The organism is Amedibacillus dolichus DSM 3991, assembly GCF_000154285.1.
GTDB lineage: Bacteria > Bacillota_I > Bacilli_A > Erysipelotrichales > Erysipelotrichaceae > Amedibacillus > Amedibacillus dolichus.
On record NZ_DS483477.1, the window covers coordinates 17,708 to 41,105 of the forward strand.

Annotated in this window: 16 protein-coding genes; all 16 read left to right on the forward strand. The window is 33.5% G+C overall.

Going from position 1 to position 23,398, the window contains the following annotated elements; all coding sequences use genetic code 11:
* The first annotated feature begins 200 nt into the window (after positions 1-200).
* Positions 201-3,509, forward strand: coding sequence for a DEAD/DEAH box helicase (locus EUBDOL_RS07450; protein WP_004800224.1), 3,309 nt, complete (start codon positions 201-203; stop codon positions 3,507-3,509).
* A 223-nt stretch (positions 3,510-3,732) separates the two neighbouring features.
* Positions 3,733-4,431, forward strand: a complete 699-nt coding sequence (locus EUBDOL_RS07455) for a TIGR00266 family protein (RefSeq protein WP_022420596.1) — start codon at positions 3,733-3,735, stop codon at positions 4,429-4,431.
* 376 nt (positions 4,432-4,807) lie between these two features.
* Positions 4,808-6,283, forward strand: a complete 1,476-nt coding sequence (locus tag EUBDOL_RS07460) for an LCP family protein (RefSeq protein WP_040463603.1) — start codon at positions 4,808-4,810, stop codon at positions 6,281-6,283.
* Between the two features lie 319 nt (positions 6,284-6,602).
* Positions 6,603-7,115: an antiterminator LoaP gene (loaP, locus tag EUBDOL_RS07465; RefSeq protein ID WP_022420973.1), complete on the forward strand. Its 513-nt coding sequence runs from the start codon at positions 6,603-6,605 to the stop codon at positions 7,113-7,115.
* A gap of 31 nt (positions 7,116-7,146) precedes the next feature.
* Positions 7,147-7,656: a PglD-related sugar-binding protein gene (locus EUBDOL_RS07470; RefSeq protein WP_004800233.1), complete on the forward strand. Its 510-nt coding sequence runs from the start codon at positions 7,147-7,149 to the stop codon at positions 7,654-7,656.
* A 12-nt stretch (positions 7,657-7,668) separates the two neighbouring features.
* Positions 7,669-8,283: a sugar transferase gene (locus EUBDOL_RS07475; protein ID WP_004800234.1), complete on the forward strand. Its 615-nt coding sequence runs from the start codon at positions 7,669-7,671 to the stop codon at positions 8,281-8,283.
* Positions 8,280-9,140, forward strand: a complete 861-nt coding sequence (locus tag EUBDOL_RS07480; protein WP_004800237.1) for an NAD-dependent epimerase/dehydratase family protein — start codon at positions 8,280-8,282, stop codon at positions 9,138-9,140. Before EUBDOL_RS07475 ends, EUBDOL_RS07480 begins: the two co-directional genes overlap by 4 nt.
* A gap of 259 nt (positions 9,141-9,399) precedes the next feature.
* Positions 9,400-10,875 (forward strand): LCP family protein, encoded by a 1,476-nt coding sequence (locus EUBDOL_RS07485; RefSeq protein WP_004800239.1) that lies wholly within the window; start codon positions 9,400-9,402, stop codon positions 10,873-10,875.
* Between the two features lie 703 nt (positions 10,876-11,578).
* Positions 11,579-13,462: a polysaccharide biosynthesis protein gene (locus EUBDOL_RS07490; RefSeq protein ID WP_004800241.1), complete on the forward strand. Its 1,884-nt coding sequence runs from the start codon at positions 11,579-11,581 to the stop codon at positions 13,460-13,462.
* Positions 13,463-13,694: 232 nt separating this feature from the next.
* Positions 13,695-15,932: a glycosyltransferase gene (locus EUBDOL_RS11040; protein ID WP_004800243.1), complete on the forward strand. Its 2,238-nt coding sequence runs from the start codon at positions 13,695-13,697 to the stop codon at positions 15,930-15,932.
* Positions 15,929-16,690 (forward strand): glycosyltransferase family 2 protein, encoded by a 762-nt coding sequence (locus tag EUBDOL_RS07500; RefSeq protein ID WP_004800245.1) that lies wholly within the window; start codon positions 15,929-15,931, stop codon positions 16,688-16,690. Before EUBDOL_RS11040 ends, EUBDOL_RS07500 begins: the two co-directional genes overlap by 4 nt.
* 4 nt (positions 16,691-16,694) lie before the next feature.
* Positions 16,695-17,816, forward strand: a complete 1,122-nt coding sequence (locus tag EUBDOL_RS07505) for a glycosyltransferase family 1 protein (RefSeq protein ID WP_004800246.1) — start codon at positions 16,695-16,697, stop codon at positions 17,814-17,816.
* Positions 17,809-20,265 (forward strand): glycosyltransferase, encoded by a 2,457-nt coding sequence (locus EUBDOL_RS07510; protein ID WP_004800248.1) that lies wholly within the window; start codon positions 17,809-17,811, stop codon positions 20,263-20,265. The genes EUBDOL_RS07505 and EUBDOL_RS07510 overlap by 8 nt, the downstream gene beginning before the upstream one ends.
* A gap of 1 nt (position 20,266) precedes the next feature.
* The gene (locus tag EUBDOL_RS07515; RefSeq protein WP_004800250.1) at positions 20,267-21,142 is read left to right on the forward strand and encodes a glycosyltransferase family 2 protein; all 876 of its coding nucleotides are present in this window, start codon (positions 20,267-20,269) and stop codon (positions 21,140-21,142) included.
* An 11-nt stretch (positions 21,143-21,153) separates the two neighbouring features.
* Positions 21,154-22,146 carry a glycosyltransferase family 2 protein gene (locus EUBDOL_RS07520; protein WP_004800252.1) on the forward strand — a complete coding sequence of 331 codons (993 nt, stop codon included), beginning with the start codon at positions 21,154-21,156 and terminating at the stop codon, positions 22,144-22,146.
* Between the two features lie 145 nt (positions 22,147-22,291).
* Positions 22,292-23,383 carry a polysaccharide pyruvyl transferase family protein gene (locus EUBDOL_RS07525; RefSeq protein WP_040463607.1) on the forward strand — a complete coding sequence of 364 codons (1,092 nt, stop codon included), beginning with the start codon at positions 22,292-22,294 and terminating at the stop codon, positions 23,381-23,383.
* Positions 23,384-23,398 lie beyond the last annotated feature (15 nt).

Below are 23,398 nucleotides of genomic sequence, written 5' to 3' on the forward strand. Positions count from 1 at the left end.
CAAGAAGTGGCGAAAGTTTAATAATAGAAATATAAGCAATTTAACAGCTGCTTGCAGAAAATTCAAAATACTGGAAACATAGCAAACGTATTCTCCATCTTTCCGCTATTGTTTTGAGAAAAGAAATTTACCAAATGCATAGAACAGTGTAAAATAATGATATAAACAAGCTGCTTTCGAATAGATAGGGGGATTTACACATGCTCAAGATACAACCATCGACTTTATATAGTGTAGTAAGTGATACAACAAGCATTCGTTTAAGTGAAAGCTATTACCGTTATGATAATGTAGAAGAAATACATATTACCTTTGATACGGATATGTATATGTATTGTGTCATAGCCAGAGTAAATGTGTTAGGAAAGCTGAGTCAATGCCGGTTGTGGATCGATGAAGAAGGAAATGTGGATTCCTATCAGTGTCATCGTCTATTTGAAACGAAACAAAGAGATAGCAGCATAGTTTCTTATGAACGAGATTGTCCTTGGTGTAATGAGGAAAGTGCCTGTGGTGATATCGGAGCAGTATTATTAAAACTAGCAGCTTTACCAGATGAAACGATACCGTTTCACTATATTAGTGAAAAAAGGCTTTCACAAGAAGAAAAAGAAAAACGCAGGCAGGAGGAATATCGTAAGCAGCAACGAAACAGAATGCTAGCATTTGGCAAAACAATGCTTCGTGAACAAAAGCGAGCGTATGAGAATAAGATCGTATCCCTTACACAGCATCAGCAATATGAGCTTCAACCGGAGCTTGCGTATGATCATGTAGATGAAAAGCTGTATGTATCCTTTCGTATCGGTGCACAGAAAAAATACGTGTTGAAAGATATCGAAACATTTTTAGAGCGTATCGAAAATCATATATATTATAAATATGGGAAACAATTAGAATTTGTACACTGCATGGAAGCTTTTGATGAAAGATCACGAAAGCAGATTAGCTTGTTAAAGCAATGGTGTGAAGAACGGCAACAAGCCCATTTGGAATATAATGGATATTATTATGGCTATTCACGTATTACACGTTCACTTGCTCTGTCAGAAAATGAAATAGATGCATTCTTTGACTTATATGATGGACAAGATACAGAATTTACGTTAATAAAAACGGAGCGAAGAATCAGAATTCTTGTTCAAGAAGAGGGAGATTTGTTACACTTTTCTTATGACGATGAGAAATTGATTGTTGGCAATAAGCATTTGTATACTATCACACAAGAGGTCGGGCAAACGGTAGAACTTTGTCAAATTACTTTGGATAGTGAAGGCAAAACCATGAGCTTTTTAAATGATATTACATCAAATGTTCTATATATCGAAAAAAAGGAATATGCAGCCTTTTACAAATATGTAATATCCGATATTCAGCCTTATTTAGATATTATCGGTTTAGAATGTTTAAAAGATCTTCCTGAGCCATACAGCGTGATAAAGCTATATGGGGATATTGATGCAAATGGACAAATGTATATCAAATTAAATTATTATAATGAAGAAGGAGAGCGAGGAGAAGGCTTTGATGATAACCCTATTACCTCCTATGCACAAGATGTTGTAGAAGCGTATATTAAAAGTTATGCTTCTGTCATTGATTACGATGCACATACTGCTTATTTTGATATGGATAGAGAAGATACCTATACCTTTGTTTTAGGAGGACTTTCATTTTTGAATTCATATTGTGAAATTTATGTGAGTGATGCTTTAAAAAATTTAGAAAAAGAGCATCATTATACGATCCAAGTAGGTGTGCGAATAGAAAATGATTTATTAGGAATTGATATTCAAAGTCTTGAGATTCCAAAAGAGGAACTATCCGCGGTTTTACGTTCCTATCGTCGAAAGCGTAAGTTTTATCGTTTAAAAAACGGAAACTTGCTGAATTTGAATTCTCCGCAGTTAAAAGAGCTTGATGATATGTTGGAAAGCTATCATTTATCGGGAAATGATCTTGTAGACGGTAAGGCAACTATGGAAGCTTACCGATTGTTTTCAATGAATGATAAGGCGAATCAAGCTCAGTATCTTGATATTCAACGCAGTGCACAGTTTCAAGCCAAGATCGATCAGTTTTACAGCAGCAAAAATAAAAGCTATCCGCTTCCATCACCTTATGATAAAATTTTAAGAGATTATCAAAAAGAGGGCGTGCAGTGGTTATCCATGATGCGCGATAGTGGCTTTAATGGCATTTTGGCAGATGATATGGGATTGGGGAAAACACTTCAGGTAATTGCTTTACTGGATTCAAAAGTAAGTGGAAAAACGAGTATCGTTATATGTCCGGCTTCCTTAATATATAATTGGGAAGATGAGATTCACCGGTTTTCAAAGACGTTAAAGTGCAAATGTATTTGTGGAAATGCGAAGCAAAGAGCACAGGAAATTGCGTCTTATTCACAATATGATGTTTTGCTTACAAGCTATGATTATATCCGCCGTGATATTGAGTTGTATGAAGCTATGACCTTTTATTATGTTATTTTAGATGAGGCGCAATATATCAAAAATCAAAAGACACGCAATGCCCTTTGTGTAAAAAAATTAAAGGCTGAGCATAAGTTGGCCTTAACAGGTACCCCGATTGAAAATTCATTGGCAGAACTTTGGTCTATTTTTGACTTTCTAATGCCGAATTATTTATTTAATTATCATTATTTTCAAGCACATTATGAAAGTGAAATCGTCAAAAATCATAACGAGGAAGTGCAACAAAAATTAAAGAAGCTGGTAGCTCCTTTCGTATTAAGACGGAATAAGAAGGAGGTCTTAAGAGAGCTTCCGGATAAGATTGAACAAAATTATATCATTGATTTTAGTGAAGAAGAAAACAAATTATATGTAGCACATTTAGCTCAGGTAAATCGAGAATTAAGTCAAATGGTAAATATGCAGAGTACAGATAAAATAACGATTCTAGCAATGCTTACAAAGCTAAGACAATTGTGTTGTGAGCCTCGTTTGGTATTTGAAAATATACATGAGCCTTCTTCTAAGCTAAAGGCTTGCATTCATTTGATTCAGACTTTAAAGGAGAATAAGCAAAAGGTTCTTTTGTTTTCTTCCTTTACAAGTATGTTGGAGTTGATTGCCGATGAATTATACAAAGAAGGAATTTCTTATTATATATTGACAGGTGCTACGAATAAGGAAGAACGCAGGGAGTTGGTGGAGCGTTTTCAAAATGACTCAACGACTGTATTTTTGATTTCCTTAAAGGCAGGAGGAACCGGTTTGAATCTGACTTCCGCAGAGGCGGTTATTCATTATGATCCTTGGTGGAATCAATCTGCACAAAATCAAGCAACGGATAGAGCTTATCGAATCGGACAAAGGAAGAAGGTACAGGTATTTAAACTGGTGATGAAAAACAGCATTGAAGAAAAGATTCAAAAGCTGCAGCTAATGAAAAAGGAGCTTGCGGATATGTTTGTGGAAAATAACGAGACAAATCTTGCGAAAATGAGTAAGGAAGAGCTGTTGTCATTGTTTGAAATCTAAGCATAAGGTTAATGAAAGTATAAAGTGAGGGAGTTAGTTATCGAATGAAGGAAGTTTATTCGTAAAAAGACAAATGATATTCTTTATTGACTGATTCTGTATTAGGTATGTTTCATAGCTTGGTGTATGCAATATAAATGAATGCATATTGCATATAATATGCCATGCATTCCATGTTATAATACATATAAAAGTTGGGAATAAGTCCCCGGGAGGAAAAGAAATGAAATATCAAATGTTAGGTGATTCCGATTGTCCTTTGTTGCATGTAGAATTGCAGAATAATGAATCAATAAAAATTGAAAGAGGCGCAATGGCGTATGTGTCAAATGTAGAGATTGAAGGAAAGATGAATAGTTCGAAAAAGGGCTTAGGTGGTGTATTAGGAGCGATTGGCAGAAGTATGACGAGTGGTGAAAGTGTATTTATTACGCATGCTACCGGCAAAAGCAGTGATGCTTATATCGGAATTGCACCATCTATTCCGGGAAAGATCAAATGCTTACAAGTGGGAGGTATGACGCAATACCGTTTAAATACCGGAGCTTTTCTAGCTTGTGATATGAGTGTTGAATATATGATGAAATCACAGAATGTCGGCAAGGCATTTTTTGGTGGAACCGGAGGGTTCTTCGTGATGGAAACAAGTGGAGAAGGCGATGTTTTGGTAAATGCTTTCGGTGATTTGTTAATGCTGCATGTTACTCCTGATCGCCCGATTACCATTGATAATGAACATGTAGTTGCTTGGGACGCATCTTTAAACTACGATATCCATATTGCTAGTGGAACATTTGGCTTTACGACCGGTGAAGGATTGGTAAATGAATTTCATGGTGAAGGTGATGTATGGATTCAAACACGTAACCTTCATAGCTTAGCTGATGCCGTAAGTCCGTTCCTACCAAGTTCTAATAATTAAGTTTCTATTGATAATCGAGAAGAGAGTGCAAAGCTTTCTTCTTTTTTTGTATGGAAATATTTAGATGTACAGTTGTATTTTCGTTAGGATATTGTGATGATTTATCTTAGAAAAGGCACGTTTTCTGATTTTTGTGATAGATTATGTGTGAAATGCATTGTAGAGTCGTATTATAAGGAAGGATATTATAAACTACATTAAAAATATGGATATTGTATATTCGTATAAATATAATTGAAATTGGAAAATTGATGATTCAAATGTCATCAAATATGATTTAGGGTAGAAAAAATAAGAATTTGTAAGTATTATCTACTATATAATCTTCTTAAAAAGATATATAATGAATAACATATTAGAAATAATAGGAGGAATTATGACACAACAGAAAACAAAGAAAAAGAGTATCTTCAAGAATATAGGATTTTATTTTGCACTTATTTATTTGGCTTTAACGGTATTGTTTATCGTACAGTTGTTTGTTTTAAACATGGTACCGATGAAGTATATGTTACCGGTTATCATTGTTTTGGTGTTATTGGCAATTGGTTTGAGCTATTTGCAATTAGGAAAGCGGTTGAGTAAGCTGAATCGAATTTTGGGCAGAATTATTATTGTGCTGTTGTCTTTGCTTTTGGGTGTAGGAAATTGGTACATTTTTAAAACTTACAATACATTTGGGAAATTGACAGATAGTGATAAAGATGTTTCCGTAGTTTCGGTAGTTGTTATGAAAGACAGCGGTTATGAAACGATTGACGATATTGCCGGAGGTGTTGTAGCTACAACAAATTTGGGAGATAACAAGGTTCTAAATGAAGCGATTGCCGACTTGAAAAAAGATGTTAATGTGAAATTGCAGGATTATAACTCCATGGAAGCGTATGGCGATGCACTTTACAATGGTGAGGTAACCGCTATGCTGCTTAATGAGGGAATGCGTGGTTCTTTTGATGAAAAGCACCCACAGTTCGATCAGGATACCAAGGTTTTAAAAAGCTATACATACGAAACAAAAGCGGCAGATATCAGCAAGAATGTAGATGTAACGGAAGATCCGTTTAATATTTATATTAGCGGTATAGATACTTACGGAACAATTTCTACGGTTGCCCGTTCCGATGTGAATATGCTGGTAACAGTGAATCCGACAACCAAACAGATTTTGATGACGAGCATTCCACGTGATTATTATGTTGCGCAGCCATGTCAGGATAATCAAAAAGATAAATTAACACATTCCGGTATTTTCGGTGTTTCTTGTACGATTGAAACAGCAGAGAACTTTTTAAATGTACCTATCAATTACTATGCACGTGTAAATTTTTCAAGCTTAGTTGAAATGGTAGATGCTTTAGGAGGAATCAATGTGTATTCGCCGAATACATTTGTTACTATGCATGGTAATTATCAGATTGTTGAAGGAGAAAACTACATGGACGGGGAAAAAGCTTTGGGCTTCGTACGAGAGCGCTATGCATTTACTAGTGGTGATCGGGAACGTGGAAGAAATCAGATGCGAGTAGTGGAAGCGATGATAAATAAGGCAATTTCACCAGCGATCATTACGCGTTACACAAGTATTATGGACGCTATTGCAGGAAGTTTCCAAACCAATATGAGTCAAAGTGAAATCAATTCGCTTATCCGTATGCAGCTAGATGATATGAGCGGTTGGGAAATTTTCCAGTATTCCGTAGATGGCACCGGACAAGGAAGTACATGGTCGCCTTCTTATGGATTCTATGCATATATGATGGTACCGGATCAAGCAACCGTGGACAAAGCAAATTCACTTATCAATACCGTATTAAATGATGGAAGGTTAGTACAGGAAAATATAGGATACTAAATATTTGGAGGTAGTAATAGTGCTATCTCCTTTTTTATCTATTTCGAATTTTTCTTCATGATGAAGTACAAAATGATGTAAAATGTGAGGCAGGGGGTATGGTTGCATTGTAGTTTTTTTTGTAGTATTATATTAAAAGTTAGAATAGGGTATAGTGTGCCCTTTTTAGCTATGGATAAGGTATTATCTAAAGTTGAAGGAATACAGCGAAGTGAATCGTTGCTTGGACACGTTCATGATTGATGTATGGTCATAGTATAAATCGTCAAGTCGAACACTGGGCTTGGTAGGCGAAGCCTACTCTTTTGGAGGCGAAAAGATGAATTGGTATGTTGTACAGGTGAGAAGCGGTCATGAAAAACAGATTGCCGAAAAGTGTAGAACTATGATATCTAATGACATTTTAACAGAATGCTTTATACCGGAGTATATCCATAAACGGAAATTTAGCGGTGTTTGGCACGATGTGAAAGATGTTTTATTCAAAGGGTACGTTTTTATGATTACAGATAAGATTGATCTGCTATATTCCGAATTGAAAAAAATACCGGATTTCGTCAAGGTTATCGGCAAAAAGCAAGCTGAGATTTATCCATTAGATGAAGATGAGATTGCTTTTATGAAATCTTTCGGTAAAAAAGGGCATATTGTAGATATGTCTATAGGTTTTATTCGTGGAGATAAGATATATATTACGGAAGGACCGTTACAGGGCAAAGAAGGATTGATTGTAAAGATTGATCGGCACAAAAGAATTGCTTATCTTCGATTAAGTATGTTTAATAAAGAAACTACGACTAAAGTAGGTTTGGAAATTATTAGTAAGTGCTAAGATATGAGTTGTTTTATTTTGGAGGAATAATTTGAATCTTTTGATTATAGGCGCCGGTGGACATGGAAAATGTTGTTATGATATTGCGGTGCGAATGAATTGTTTTACGAAAATTGAATTTGTGGACGATAGCGAGGAATATGTTTTAGGTAAGAAGGTTATCGGAAAACAAAGTGATTTAGAAAGCTTACGTAATATGTTTGATTGCGCATTTGTTGCGATTGGAAATAATCAAGTGAGGAAAAGCTTGTATGATATATTGAGCTTAATGCAGTATCGTAAGGTGAATTTGTTGGATCCTAGTGCGGTGGTTTCTTCTTTTGCAAAATTAGGAGAAGGAATCGTTGTATTTCCCAATGCAGTAATAGAAGCAAGTGCTGTTATTGATGATGGTTGTATCGTTTCCGCAAATAGTATTGTTCACCATGATGCGATGGTAAAGGAATATGCTTTGATTTATGGCAATTGCATTATTCGACCAATGGTAAAAATTCAATCGTTTACAGTGGTTAAGAGCGGAACAGTTGTAGAAAATTGTTAGTGAGGGGTAAAAATGTATAAAAACTTTTTGAAAAGAGTTCTTGATTTTTTTATGAGCTTATTGGGAATTGTTGTGTTATCACCGATTTTTTTAATATTGGCGATCATTATTAAATTGACTTCTCCCGGTCCGATTTTATTTAAACAAAAGCGTGTGGGAAAGAACAAGTCTCATTTTAATATATTGAAATTTCGAACGATGCGAACGGATACACCTAAAGATTGTCCAACACATTTGTTGTCAAATCCGGATCAATACATCACGAAGATCGGGAAGTTTATGCGGAAAACAAGCTTAGATGAGCTTCCGCAGCTATTCAATATCTTAAAAGGAGATATGGCAATTATCGGTCCACGCCCTGCCTTATGGAATCAATATGATTTGATTGAAGAAAGAGATAAATATAAAGCTAACGATATCAAACCGGGATTAACCGGTTTGGCACAGATTAACGGTAGAGATGAATTGGAAATTGATGTCAAAGCCGCTTTAGATGGCGAATATGTTGAAAAAATGAGCTTTTTATTTGATTGTAAGTGTTTCTTTGGAACCATTACATCAGTATTAAAATCCGATGGTGTTGTGGAAGGCGGAACCGGAGAAATGAAAAAGGAGGAGAAGCAATGAAGAAAATCCTAGTAACAGGAAAGGGGAGTTATATCGGAACCCACTTCATTGAAGAACTCTCAAAGTATCCGAAGGACTATCAAGTCGATGAACTTGAAATGCGTGATGATGACTGGAAGCAACATGATTTTTCAGTGTATGATGTGGTTTATCATGTAGCAGGTTTAGCACATTCAACACCTGATGAGAGTCAGAGAGCTTTATATTATCGTGTAAATACGGATTTAACGTATGAAGTTGCGAAAAAAGCCAAGGAGGCGGGAGTAAAGCAATTCATTTTTATGTCCTCTATTATCGTTTACGGAAGTGGAAAAATCGGTGAAGATCGAGTGATTACGAAAGATACACCTTTAACTCCGGATAATTTTTATGGTGATAGTAAAAAACAAGCAGAGATTAAGGTTTTACCTTTAGAAGATGAAAACTTCAAGCTTGTAATCGTAAGACCACCGATGATTTATGGGCCGAATTCGAAAGGAAATTATCCTTTATTGGCAAAGTTCGCAAAGAAAACGATTTTATTTCCTACCCTGGAAAATAAAAGAAGTATGCTGTTTTTAGGAAATCTGATTGCGTTTATCAAGCTTATGATAGATAATGAGGAACATGGTATTTTTTTGCCGCAAAATAAAGAATATGTATCCAGTGCGAGCTTGGTGAAAGAAATTTCTAAGCTGCATGATCATAAAATATGGTTTACGGGATTGTTTAATCCTCTTTTACGGTTGTTTAATAAACAGGTATATGTAAATAAGGTATTTGGAAATCTTACCATTGATAAAGCATTATCCGAGTATAAAGATGAATATTGTAAGTATTCATTTGTGGAATCAATAAGATTGACGGAAGAAAAGTGAAAGCAAAAAGTTGATATGAATTTACGGGAATAAGACTTTCTAATAAAATATATGTAAAAATTAGTAAAGCTTATTTATGTTTTTATAGTTATTTATAAAATGTGGATTTAAAAACAATTTAATTGATTTTATTGTATTAATTATCATATTCATATATGTTGATTGATAAGGAGTATGACAGATGCAAAAAATCTAGATAATAGAGAATGAAGGTTTGAAGAAATTGCAATAGCATATAAGCAGCTATGTAGGAGGATTTATGACACAGAGAAAAGCAAAAAAGCGAAGTATATTTAAAAATATCGGTTTTTATTTTGCGTTGATATATTTTGCTTTAACGGTATTACTTATTGTGCAGCTATTTATTCTCGGAATGATACCGATGAAGTATTTGATTCCGATCATTATTATTTTGGTATTGCTGGCAATGGGGCTGTGTTATTTACAATTAGGAAAGCGATTAAGTAAGCTGAATCGAATTTTGGGCAGAATTATTATTGTGCTATTATCCTTATTTTTGAGTGTAGGGAATTGGTATATTTTCAAGACCTATCATACGTTTGGGGAACTAACGGATAGTGATAAAGATGTTTCCGTAGTTTCGGTAGTTGTTATGAAAGACAGCGACTATGAAACGATTGAAGATTTAGCAGGACAAAATATTGCCACAACAACATTAGGTGATGCAGATGTAATGTCAAATGCCGCAAAAGATTTAAACAAAGATATAAGTGCGGAATTAAAAAGCTATAATTCTGTTGATGCTTATGGTGATGCACTTTACAATGGAGAAGTAGAAGCGATACTTCTTAATGAAGGAATGCGCGGATCTTTTGAAGAAAAGCACCCTGAGTTTGATACAGATACTAAAGTCATCAAGCGTTATACCTATGAGAAAGTGGCCAAGGATATTAGTAAGAATGTAGATGTTACAAATACACCATTTAATGTTTATATTACCGGTATTGATTCTTATGGCACAATTGCGACGGTATCACGTAGTGATGTGAATATGTTGGTAACAGTGAATCCGAATACAAAGCAGATTTTGATGACGAGCATTCCACGTGATTATTATGTTGTGCAGCCATGTCAGGATAATCAAAAAGACAAACTAACACATACCGGTATTTTCGGTGTTTCTTGTACGATTGAAACAGCGGAAAATTTCTTAAATACAGATATCAATTATTATGCACGTGTAAACTTTTCAAGCTTAATTGATATTGTTAATGCTTTAGGCGGCATTACGGTAAATTCACCGGTTTCTTTTACCACAACGGTTGGAGGATATTCGATTGTAGCGGGTGATAATTATTTAGATGGAGAAAAAGCATTAGCTTTCTCACGTGAACGATATTCGCTTGCAGGAGGCGATCGAGATCGTGGAAAGAATCAAATGCGTGTTGTAGAGGGTATGATAAATAAGGCTATTTCACCGGCAATCATTACTCGATATACAAGTATCTTAGATGCAGTAGGGGGAAGCTTCCAAACAAATATGGATCAAAGTGAAATCAATTCGCTTATCCGCATGCAGCTAGATGATATGAGTAGCTGGGAAATTTTTCAGTATTCTTTAAATGGATACGGTTCCGGTAATACTTGGTCTCCGGCAAATGGGTTCAATTCTTATGTAATGCAGCCAGATCAGAATACAGTTGATAAGGCAAATGCATTAATTAATAAGATGTTAAATGGTCAAACATTGACACAAACAGATGTTGCTGAATAGGAAAAGGGGAGATAAGAATTTCTTATCTCCTTTACTTTTTTAGTTTTCCCCAAAAAAACATGGGCAGTAGCTAGGTGATGTGAGTTTACTACAGGCGGAACTATTAGCTTAAGACAAGGGTGTCTATCATGAGGTGGAATCTTAAAGGAAGCCGGTGGCAAAATCTTGAATCTATGGACAAGAACTGGTCAAAATGCACATAAGGTAGGATAAGGTTTCCAAACAAATCAAAGTCTTATGTGTAAAATCAGAGGTTATATGAGAGGAAAGTTACTGCACCTTATCTGAGGAGGTTTGTCAGAATAACATGTGAAATATTGTTGAATTGGCAGAAGTCAGTACTGCTTGTAGTTGCAAAGTTTGGATTATATATGTATATATGGAGCACATTGGAAAACTAAGAGAAAAAGGTGTTATGAGTTGAGTAAGGCGGGACGAAATACGAAAGCTGCTTACGAGTAAATGAAAGTGTATAAGTAGGTGTAGAAAAATAAGCTAAACACACATTGGTATGCAAAAAAACTTAGTGAATCGACGTATGCAAACGGCACGTACGGTGATTTGAAAGGACAGTGGATAGTTATTCTCTCCCACTTGGTTACAAGAATATAGTAGACTATATCATACATATATAATTTTCTGTTAGAGAAAGCAGAGTTGTATGGTATAATTATTGCGTGAATATAGGAAGGAAGTGTTGAGGGTGTCAAGCAAACTGTTTAAAAACCCGATTTATAAATATCATAGAGAATTGCTGTTATGGGGAATTGATATTTTTATTGTATTAGTTTCCTTTTTCTTAGCATATTGGATTAAAATAGATTTTGAAATTCCGGATTTTGATTATTTTAATTTTCCTAAAGCGATTTTATCGATAACGACATTAGTTTTTGTATATAGTGTTTCTTTCCGGTTATTTAGAATACATAAAAGTTTATGGAAATATATAGGACAGGTGGAAGCGTATCGTATCGGTATGAGCGTACTCTGTTCTTCTGTTGTATTGCTTGTGTGTGTGCTGGTATCACATATAGAAAGATTCTATTTAGGTATTGTTGTTACCGGAGGACTTTTAAGTACCTTGATGATGTTTAATGTTCGTTTGATTTATCGTACATATCGTAAGCATCTAAATAGATCGGAAGTTGCCAAACGCAACGCGTTGATTATCGGTGCCGGTGATGGCGGCTATTTGATGTTGAAAGAGTTAACACAAAATGAAAAATACAATGTCAATGTTGTTGGATTTATTGATGATAAGAAAATAGGTTCAGTAATATCCGGGTATAAGGTGTTAGGTGATACTTATGATATTCCATCAGCTGTAAGTAAGTACGATGTGCAATGTGCATTTATTGCAATTCCAAGTGCAGACAAGGAAAATATCCGTCGTATTTATGATATTTGCCAATCTGTTAAATTAGAAACTAAAATCATGAAAGATACGCATGATATTTTAGATGATAGCTTAAAACCGAAAAATATTCCGCTTCATGATATTAGTATCGAAGATTTATTAGGACGTGGAGAGGTTCATCTTGATCAAAGTGAAATCAAGTCGTATTTAACTGATCGAATTGTTGCGGTAACAGGTGCCGGAGGAAGTATCGGTTCTGAACTTTGTCGTCAAATCGTTCGATTTAAGCCTAAAAAGCTTGTTATGATTGACATTAATGAAAACTATTTGTATATGCTTGAGCAGGAGTTTAATCGTAATCGTACACATGGTTTGATGGATAAAGATATAGAAATTGTTTCTATTATTACATCTATCCGTGATTTTACGGCATTGACTGACGTGTTTAAAAAGTATCAGCCGGAGGTAGTGTTCCATGCGGCGGCACATAAGCATGTTCCGCTTATGGAAACCCGACCAATGGAGGCAATTAAAAACAACGTGTTTGGGACAAATAACGTAATTAAGGCTTGTATTAAAAATAAAGTTTCACGCTTTATTATGATCAGTACAGACAAAGCAGTAAATCCGACCAATGTCATGGGAGCTTCTAAACGTATGACAGAAATGATTTTACAAGCAAACGGAAATAACGGTGTTACGAAAATGGCAGCTGTACGTTTTGGAAATGTATTGGGATCGAATGGTTCCGTTATCCCGATTTTTAAAGGACAGATTGCCGAAGGAGGACCGGTAACAATTACCGATAAAAATATCATTCGTTATTTCATGACGATACCGGAAGCTGCGCAATTGGTACTGCAAGCAGGTTTTTATGCAGATAAGGGTGAAATTTTTGTGCTTGATATGGGACAACCGGTAAAAATCTTGGATTTAGCTGAAAAAATGATTCGTTTATCAGGATATAAACCTTATGAAGATATCGATATTGTGGAAATCGGACTTCGCCCCGGTGAAAAAATGTTTGAGGAGCTTCGTTTAGATGGTGAAACGACAACGAGAACAAAGAATAATCTAATCTTTAAAAATAACGTTATGGATATCACCATGGAAGAAATCAATGAGAAGCTAAAAGAGCTTAGTGAAGTTATTAACGAAGAAGCAAGCAATGAGAAAATTAAGGAATGTATATTGCGTTTGATAAAAGATAAGGAAACTGTAAAAAAATAAACGTTATATTAAATGCCACGATTGCATTTGAAAAAGTAAGTATGATAACGTTTCTTTATAAATTGAAATTGTTGTTTTTCTAAATACTAAAAGAGATAATATTCCTTATTAAGAAGTTATCTGCTTAGTTTTGAATTATAAATAATGATTAGTAGAGTTTCGTACTTTAGTGATAGCTGTTGCTTAACAGATTTTGAAATATCATTAAAAGAGGAAGAATTGGGGTAAATATATGAATGTAATGATTATTAGTTGTTTTGGATACTATGAGCAAAGGGTACGTTTTGTGAAAGAAGCTTTTGAACAAAAAGGCCATCATGTAGAGGTTGTATTTTCTGACTTTGATCATATCAATAAGGCTAAAATTGTCGATAAAAGAGCTGGGACAACTTATTTAAAATCACGTCCATATTATAAAAATATATCATTAAGCCGGATTTTTTCTCATTTTCTTTTCGCAAGATCCGCATATCATTATGCATGTAAAAAACAACCAGATTTAATATATGCGGTGATACCACCAAATACGCTTGGAAAATATTTAAAGAAATATAAGAAAAAAAATAAAGTTCGTTTAATTTTCGATATTTATGATCTTTGGCCGGAATCTTTTGTAAATCAAAAATTTGCGGGGATTGCCCGTCCGTTTTTTTTGAAATGGGCAAGTTTCCGGAATCAATCATTAAATGCAGCAGATTTTGTAATTACCGAATGTGATTTATATCGTGAAATTTTAGCTGAATTTCTCGATCCGGAGCACACGAAAACAATTTATTTAACAAAAGGCAGTGAATTTGAACAGCCGATGATTTCTAAGCCTATGGAAACTTTGCATATTTGTTATTTGGGATCAATCAATAATATTATAAGTATTGATATGATCGTACGCTTTTTAAAAACTTTGCAAAATTATCGTCCGATTGTTGTCGATATTATCGGAAAAGGCGAAACGAAAGATGACTTTATTAGAAAGCTAAAAGCACAGGGAATTGAAACAATCTATCATGGAGCCTTATTTGGTGAAGATAAATGGAAAATTATGAATCAATGTCATTTTGGCATCAATATGATGATTAACACTGTACGGGTTGGTCTTACAATGAAATCGGTAGATTATTTTGAAGCGGGACTTCCAATACTGAATAATATTAAAGGCGATACATGGACTTATGTCGATAATTTCAATTTAGGCTTTAATGTAGATGAAAAGAATATTGAAGATGTTGCTCGTAAACTGGCAAAATTAGATGAACGACAATTTGAAGAAATGCAGAGAAATGTAAGAGATGTTTTTGCCTCTAAATTTTCTTTAACAGCATTTCAAAGAGATTTTCAGTCGGTATTGGATTATTGCGAAAAGCTGACACATAAAAATATTTTGATTTTATGCAATCATGAAATTGTTTTGTATAATTTTAAAAAAGAGCTTATTCAAAAAATCAGTGAAAAAGGCTATCAGGTTCATATTTCTATGCCATTTAATCATAGCTTACCTTTTTTTGAAGATACTTTAAAATGTGATTGTATTGAAACAAGAATTGATCGTAGAGGGATCAATCCGTTAAAAGACTTTAAATTGATTTTATTTTACAGAAAATTGATAAAAGAGCTTAAACCGGATTTGGTTTTTACACTTACAATTAAGCCTACGATTTATGGTGGCGTTGTATCAAGAATTTACGGTGTGGATTATATAACGAATATTACAGGTTTGGGAAGCGCATTTCAAAATGATAATTGGCTCCGTAAATTTGTTGTTCATATGTATCGTGTGGCTTTAAAAAATGTGAAAAAAGCGTTTTTTGAAAATGAAGATAATTGCCGAGTGTTCTTAGAGGACAAAATAGTGGAAGTGGAGAATAGTTGTATAGTACACGGTGCAGGGGTTAATTTACAGGAATTTAAATTTGTGAATCCTTGTAAAAATCCTAAATTGGTTTTTGCTTTTATCGGTCGTGTGATGAAGGAAAAAGGGATTGATGAGTTCCTTTATTGTGTTGATAAATTGCGCAATGAAAACGCCGAATTTCGTGTATATGGTTTTTGTGAAGAAGAATATATTGCACGTTTAAAAGAAATGGAGAAAAACCCTAATTTCCATTATTTTGGTTTTTGCAATGATATTGCTAATAAATACAATGAATTTGACGTTATTGTTCTGCCTTCGTATCATGAAGGAATGTCCAATGTTTTATTAGAAGGAGCTTCCAAGGGGAAAATTTTAATTACATCTGATATTTTTGGCTGTAAAGAAGCCGTTATAGACGGTAAAAGTGGTTTTTTAGCCACAAAAGCTGATAAAGAAAGTTTATTAGAGGCATGTAGGAAGGCTTTGGCATTATCGTATGAGGAAAGAGTTGCCTTTGGATTAGAAGCAAGAAAGTTAATGGAAAAGGAGTTTGATCGTAACATCATTAACAAGCAATACATGGAGGCAATTGATGAGATATTAGGAGAAAAGACACTATGAAAACAGTAAGTGTTATTGTACCAATCTATAATGCATCGAATAGTATTATAGATTGTATGGATAGCATACGTCATCAAACATATCGGGATTATGAGGTTATTTTGATAAATGATGGATCTACTGATGATAGTCTGATAAAAGTACAGAACTATATTAAACAATATCAACTGGTGGATTGGCATGTTATTTCAAGAGAAAATTTAGGAGTTTCTCATTCTAGGAATGAGGGTATCTGTACTGCCCAAGGCGAGTATATAGCATTTCTGGATTCCGATGACATGTGGGATAAGAGAAAATTGGAGAGACAAATGGCATTTGTTAAAGAACACGATGCTAGTGTTGTCGGTGGTAAATTCGGTAAAATAAACGGATCGGCATATTGGAAATATCAATTAAACGATTTACTGTATCATAACTATGTACTGACATCTACGGTTTTAATACGTAAGAATGCTATTATGGAAGCAGGATTATTTGACGAAACTATGCGATATTCAGAGGATTATAATCTTTGGTTAAAGTTGGCTACACGTTATCCAATATATATTTTGAATGAACAACTGGCTATTTATGATATTTTGAAACAAGGAGGGGGATTGTCCTCACATCTTTGGAGTATGGAAAAAGGAGAACTTTCCAATTATCATTTTTTAAAAAAACACAATTACATATCAAGTATATCGTATATCAAGGTATGTATATACTCATTATCTAAATTTATGCTTAGATTGATAAAGAGAGTGGGAAAAAGGAGGTAGTATTATGATACGTGTCTTGCATGTTGTTAGTATTATGCATCGAGGCGGGATTGAAACGATGCTGATGAATTATTATCGCAGGATTGATCGTAATCAAGTGCAGTTCGATTTTATAGAACATGGATTTGAAGAAAATGATTATGATGCAGAAATCAGGCGTTTAGGTGGGAAAATTTATAATATACCACCTAAATATGAAGGAGTAAAAAAAAGCTTGAATGCTATTTCTGAAATTGTTTCAAAAAACAAATACCAAATAGTTCATGTTCATATGGACGCCATGAATTCCTTTGCGTTGTACGCAGCTAAAAAAGGAGGAGCAAGTATCCGCATTTCACATGCACATAGTACCTCAATGCCCCCATCAAGAGTAAAAGGTCTTATTTATTGGTTATCAATTAAAGCCTTGCCAAGATATGCAAATCAATATTTTACTTGTAGTCAGGTATCGGCCGATTACCTGTATAGGAATATAGATAAGTCAAAAATCCAGTATATACATAATGCGATTGACACTGAAAAATTTAATTATCAAGAAGATATAAGAAATCAAATAAGAGAAAAGCATGATTTAAAAGACAACCTTGTTTTAGGACATGTGGGTAATTTTCAGTATCCTAAAAATCATATGTTTTTACTTGAAATCATGAAGGAGTACCATCAAATTAATCCAAATGCTAAGTTATTGTTGTGTGGAGATGGTGAGCTGCGAGAAAGTATTGAGAAGCGAATAAAGGAATATCATTTAGAGGAGAATGTGATACTATTAGGCGTGTGTGATAATGTAAGCGAATATATGCAAGCATTTGATATTTTATTACACCCTTCGTTTTATGAGGGCTTTCCGGTAGTAACAGTTGAAGCGCAATGCTCGGGTTTACCGCTTCTATTATCCGATACACTCACGAAAGAAGTAGCTTTAACCGATCACGTAGAGTTTTTAGCCATTGATGGAGATCAGGCTGTTAAACAATGGACAGATGCTATTGAAAGAATTCGATGTCATGCTTTTGAAAGGAAAAATCAATCTGAAATAATCGCTAAAAAGGGATATGATATTCGAATAGAAGCAGAAAAACTACAGCATCTTTATGAACAGCTTGCAAAGGAGGAACTAAATGAATAAATTATATTCTAAAGTAACTAGCATAGAGTTATATAAAATTTTATTTATGGTATGCTCTTTGCTGTATATACTTCCTAAAGGAGATGTTGTCGCAAGTATTTTATTAAAAGGAATGCTTGTTTGGGGTTTTTTATTGTTAGTAATTCGCTTTTATCAGAAAAGAATTATAATTGACAATAAGTTTTTCATATTTTTTATAATCTTTACACTGCTGAGTATCATATTTAATTTTCAAGATGGATTTATACGAAATATTAAAGATTTTTTATATCTTATTTTAGAAGTGGTTTTGTTAACACAGGTTGATAAAGGGGATAGTAAAAATATACTTATTTTTAATAGAATTTTATTAGGCTTTATGACCTTTGGTTACACTGTATCTCTTTTGATTTTCTTTTTTCGAATACCGCAGGTGCCTGGATTTGAAAAATTCATAATGTCGTATACAGAAGGAAGATTATGGGGTTGGTGTGGAAATCCAAATACACTTGCAACTATGAGCTTGTTCGGCTTGTTCGCTGCTTTTTTTAATATTTATTTGCGAAAAGAAAACTTATCAGTTTTAAATAAATTAGGATATGGTTTTATCATTATCGAGGCATTAGCTTGCTTGACTTTATCACAATCACGTTCAGGTTTTGTTGGTTTCGCTGTATTAGTATTTGGTGCGGTATTTTTTATTGGCATTTATAAAAATAAGCACATCATTGGTTCTATTCTATTAGCACTCATAATTGGTATTGCTTCTGTATTTATGTTGGAAGTATATGGTTGGGGGCTGAGACAAATGCCTTCTGAAAAACTTGCTATTAGTGTAAATTCAAACGGATATTTTTCAATTCAAGAAGATGGTTCGGATGGAGGAGAAGTTAATCCTTCAAGTTCCGACATGGGACTTGAGAACAGAGAAATCGGATCAGATTATTCCAATGGGCGATTTACTATTTGGAAAGGCGGTTTATCCGTCGCAAAAGAAAACATTTTGTTCGGAGTTGGGCAAAATGCATTGAATGATGAAGTAAATCAAAAATTACCTAAAGATTATGTTAAACAATCACCGAAAATAGCTGCTAACATGCATAATATTTATTTGCAGGTATTGGCAACCTCCGGTATTTTTGCATTTATCTTTTTTGTTTTACAGTTTGTAAATAGCTTTTGGAAAAGAAGAAAAGAAATATTTAATGATGCACTAAAATGTATGTTTTTTGTTTTGATTGGGTGTATGTTGATAATTAACTTATTTGATTCCAATATAATCGGATTTATGAATTTATTTATTGCCGGTATGTTTTGGATTTATTTCGGATATTTCACTAGTGAATGTGCCGATAATAAAAAAGTTTTATTTCTCATCAATTCATTAAAAATAGGCGGTGCGGAAACAGTACTAAGAGATATTGTAAATCATTTTGATTTTCAAAATTATGATATTACTGTAAGAACCTTATTTTCAGAAGGTGAATTGTTAGATGAATTTTCGCCTTTCATTCATTATTCAACAGTTCTTAAAAAACCGAATCCTCTAAAAAAAGCGATATTGTGGAGATGTGTAAAGTATTTGCCGAGTGTTATCATACAATATTTTATTCACGGACAGTATGATTATGCAATAGCATTTTTAGAAGGTATGCCAACGAAAATTGTAGGCTCTCTTAAAAATACGGATTGTAAAAAATATTGTTGGATTCATACTGATCTGGTTCATAACTTTGAGAGTGAAACGAACTATCATAATCGAGAACAAGCATTGAAATGTTATCAAGGAATGGAGAATATTATTTGTGTGTCCAATGATTGCAAGGATAAGTTTTTACAAATTTATCCCGAATTAAAGGATAGGACTATTGTTGTTTATAATTGCTTGGATATAGAACGTATTCGTATGCTATCCGATGAAGTGGTAGAATCACCTTTTTTAGATAAGAAATCCTCAATACTATTGTGTAGCGTTGGAAGGTTAGTTAAAGAAAAAGGCTTTCTTCGTATGCTGCATGTTATTGAACGTTTGAAAAAAGAAAATGTCAATTTACAGTGGTTATTGATTGGAGATGGAAATCAAAAAGATATTTTAAAGGAATATGTGAAAAAACACGGGCTTGAAGAAAATGTAGCATTTTTAGGTTATCAAAAAAATCCATTTGCTTATATGAAGCTTGCTGATTATTATGTGTGTTCTTCCTTTGTTGAAGGCTTTTCATTAACTGTTGTAGAAGCACTTATCGTAGGGGTAGCGGTGATTTCGACTCAATGTACTGGACCAAGTGAGATTCTTAGCGATAATTGTGGAATCCTTTGTGAAAACAGTGAAGATGGTTTATATGACACTTTGAAAGTAATAAATAAAAAGAAAAAAGAGTTACCTAGAGAAAAAATCGAAAAGCGAATTGCTCAATTTCGCGTAGAAACTGTTTTAGATAGTATCTATAAATTGATCGGAGGTCAATAAGATGTGTGAAATTACTATTTTTACACCTGTTTATAACCGCGCTTATTGTTTGAAAAAGCTTTATGATTCATTAAAGGAACAAACGTGGAAGGATTTTGAATGGGTTATTGTTAATGATGGTTCAACTGATCATTCCGATGAACTAATAAAAACATTTATTGAGGAAAAAAGGATAAAAATACAATATCGGTACGTTAAAAATCATGGAAAGCATAATGCTATTAATATAGGTGTCGAGATGGCACAGGGAAGGCTGTTTTATATCGTAGATTCAGATGATAGTTTGCCAAGAAATGCATTAGATAGAATCATGTATTGGGAGAGTACAATTAAAACAGAAAAACAATTCGCGGGTGTTGCAGGTTGTCGAGGTAATAAAGAAGGAAAAATTATCGGGGAAACATTCGAAGGAGAGTATATAGATGCTACGGTACTAGAACGTGATGCAAAGCATATCATAGGCGATAAGGCGGAAGTATTTTATACTGATATACTGCAAAAATACCCTTTTCCTGTTTTTGAAAACGAAAATTTTATTTCAGAAAGTGCGGTTTGGCTAATGCTTGGAAAAGAGGGATACAAGCTTCGATGGTTTAATGAAATAACCTATTACGGAGAATATTTGGAAGATGGTTTAACGGCAAAAGGCAATCTGCTGTTTCAAAAAAATCCAAAAGGTTTTTTATATGTTACTAAACTTGAACTTTCTTGTTATCCTAATGATAAAATAAAATGTATGAAGCTTTGTGTTGCGTATTATACTACATTGAAAAAAGTGGGTATAGATTTAAAGAGGTGTGCAGCCGATTTAGGAGTATCAAAATTTTATTTAGCCTTTTCGTATATGCTTTTTAGAATCAAAAATATAAAAGGATAGGTGAAGTTATTATGAACGAGAGCCATAATTGTATCGTGTCTATTATTGTTCCGATATATAATGCGGAAAAATATTTATCAAGAACTGTGGAAACATTACGTCGGCAAACCTTAACAAATATTGAAATATTATTAGTAAATGACGGGTCCACCGATGATAGTTTAAAGCTGTGCCGAGAATTTGCCGAAATTGATCCTAGAATTCAAGTGATTGATAAGCAAAACGGAGGGGTCAGTTCTGCGCGCAATATTGGATTAAAACTTGCAAAGGGACAATACGTGTTATTTGTTGATGCAGATGATTATGTTGAAGCAAATTATGCGGAGATCTTACTAAAGACTTTGCAGGAAAATAAGAGTGATATTGAAATGTGTGGATATTTTAGGGAGGACAAAAAATCCGAACAAATAATTACTCTAATGGAAAAAGACCACGTTTTTGATTTAAATAAAGAGTTACCCTCAATTCATAAAGCTTTTGTGAAAGGAAACGGTGGAATTTACAGTATATTTAATAAGCTGTTTTCATTAAAAAAAATCAAAGAAAACAATCTTCAATTTTCTGAGAAACTAAGTCATGCAGAGGATTTTCTTTTTTGCATACAGTATGTGAATACTTGTTCTTCTTTTGGTTATATAAATATTCCTCTATATCATTATGTTAATAATGATAATAGCTTAACAACGACATTTAATAAGAGGCAATTAGCATACCATGAGGATTGGTTAATGGTATTAAAGCAAAATATAGTATCCGATGTTTATAAAGAGCATACACAAGAAATTTACTATACGACATTAACAGAAGTAAATGATTATTGTATTAGAGCGAAACGAAATAAGGTTCGATTTTCTTATAAGGATTTAACTTCCTATCCAAGTGTTCGGGAAATGATAAAGAACATTCGTTTTAAAAGAGTTGATTCGATAAGCTGTTATATTCTATTGATAGCATTACGATTCAAAATTTTATTTCTGTATAAGTTGTATATTCTTTTACGATAATGAAAAGATTTGGTGAAATATATAAAATCACCTCTTTTTTATAGTAGTTAAAAAAGTTGTAAGATAAAATACTTCGCGCTATGATATAATTAAGTAGTTATAGTGTGTCGATTGAAAAGTAATATACTTAGGTATGGAGGTTAAAATGGAAAGAAAGAAAATATTTATTTCAGCATATACTTGTTTCAATGTAGGTGATGATTTATTTATTAAAATTTTATGTGATAAATTTTCAGAACATGATTTTTATATCATTGCAAATAAGGAGTATAGAAAAATATTTAGGGAACAAAAAAATTTACATATAATAGATTCAAGCTCAGCCTACCAACGTTATTTAAATAAAATTATGTCATTGTTGCATAAAGAGCACTATACTATTAGAAAAACGATTTTATCTTGCGATGCGATTGTATGTATTGGTGGTTCCATCTTCATTCAAAATGAAAATTGGAAAAATCGCTTCGAATTTATGTTAAAAGAAATAGATAAACCAAAATTCGTTATCGGTTCAAATTTCGGACCTTTCGACGATGATGGGTTTTATTCCGCATTTCATGAATTATTTAAATGCTTTACAGATATATGTGTAAGAGATGATTATACATATAGTTTATTTCATGATTTAAAAAATGTCAGAAAAGCTCCGGATATTGTATTTCAATATGATATGAAAAAACATATTTCTGAGGAAAAACAAGGCGTAGGTATTAGTGTTATAAATTTACGGAATCGCAAGGGATTAGAAAAAGTATGTGAGGTTTATGAAGAAAAAATCGCTTCTGTTTGTGAAATGTTCGCAACAAAGAATATCCCGGTAAAGCTATTTTCATTTTGCAAATTTGAAAAGGATAATGATGTAATCGAAAAGATCAAGGATAAATTAAGCGATATTGCGAAAGAAAATTGCAAAGTTATACTATATGAAACAGATTTAGAAATGCTTTTGGATCAAATAGGAAATTGCAAAATGATTATTGCATCACGATTCCATGCTATGATTTTAGGTTGGATAGCACAGTGCAAGGTTTTGCCTTTAATATATAGCGATAAAATGTTGAATGTAATTAATGATGTTAGATTCACCGGAAAATATGTAGATATAAAAAATATCGAATCTTTAACGATGGACGATATTATGAAAATATATGAAAATCAACCTATACTTAGAACAGAGATTTTGAGTAAGGAAGCAGAAAGGCAGTTTGATGGATTAAAGCAGTATTTGAATACGTAAAAAGGAAGGTTAGGA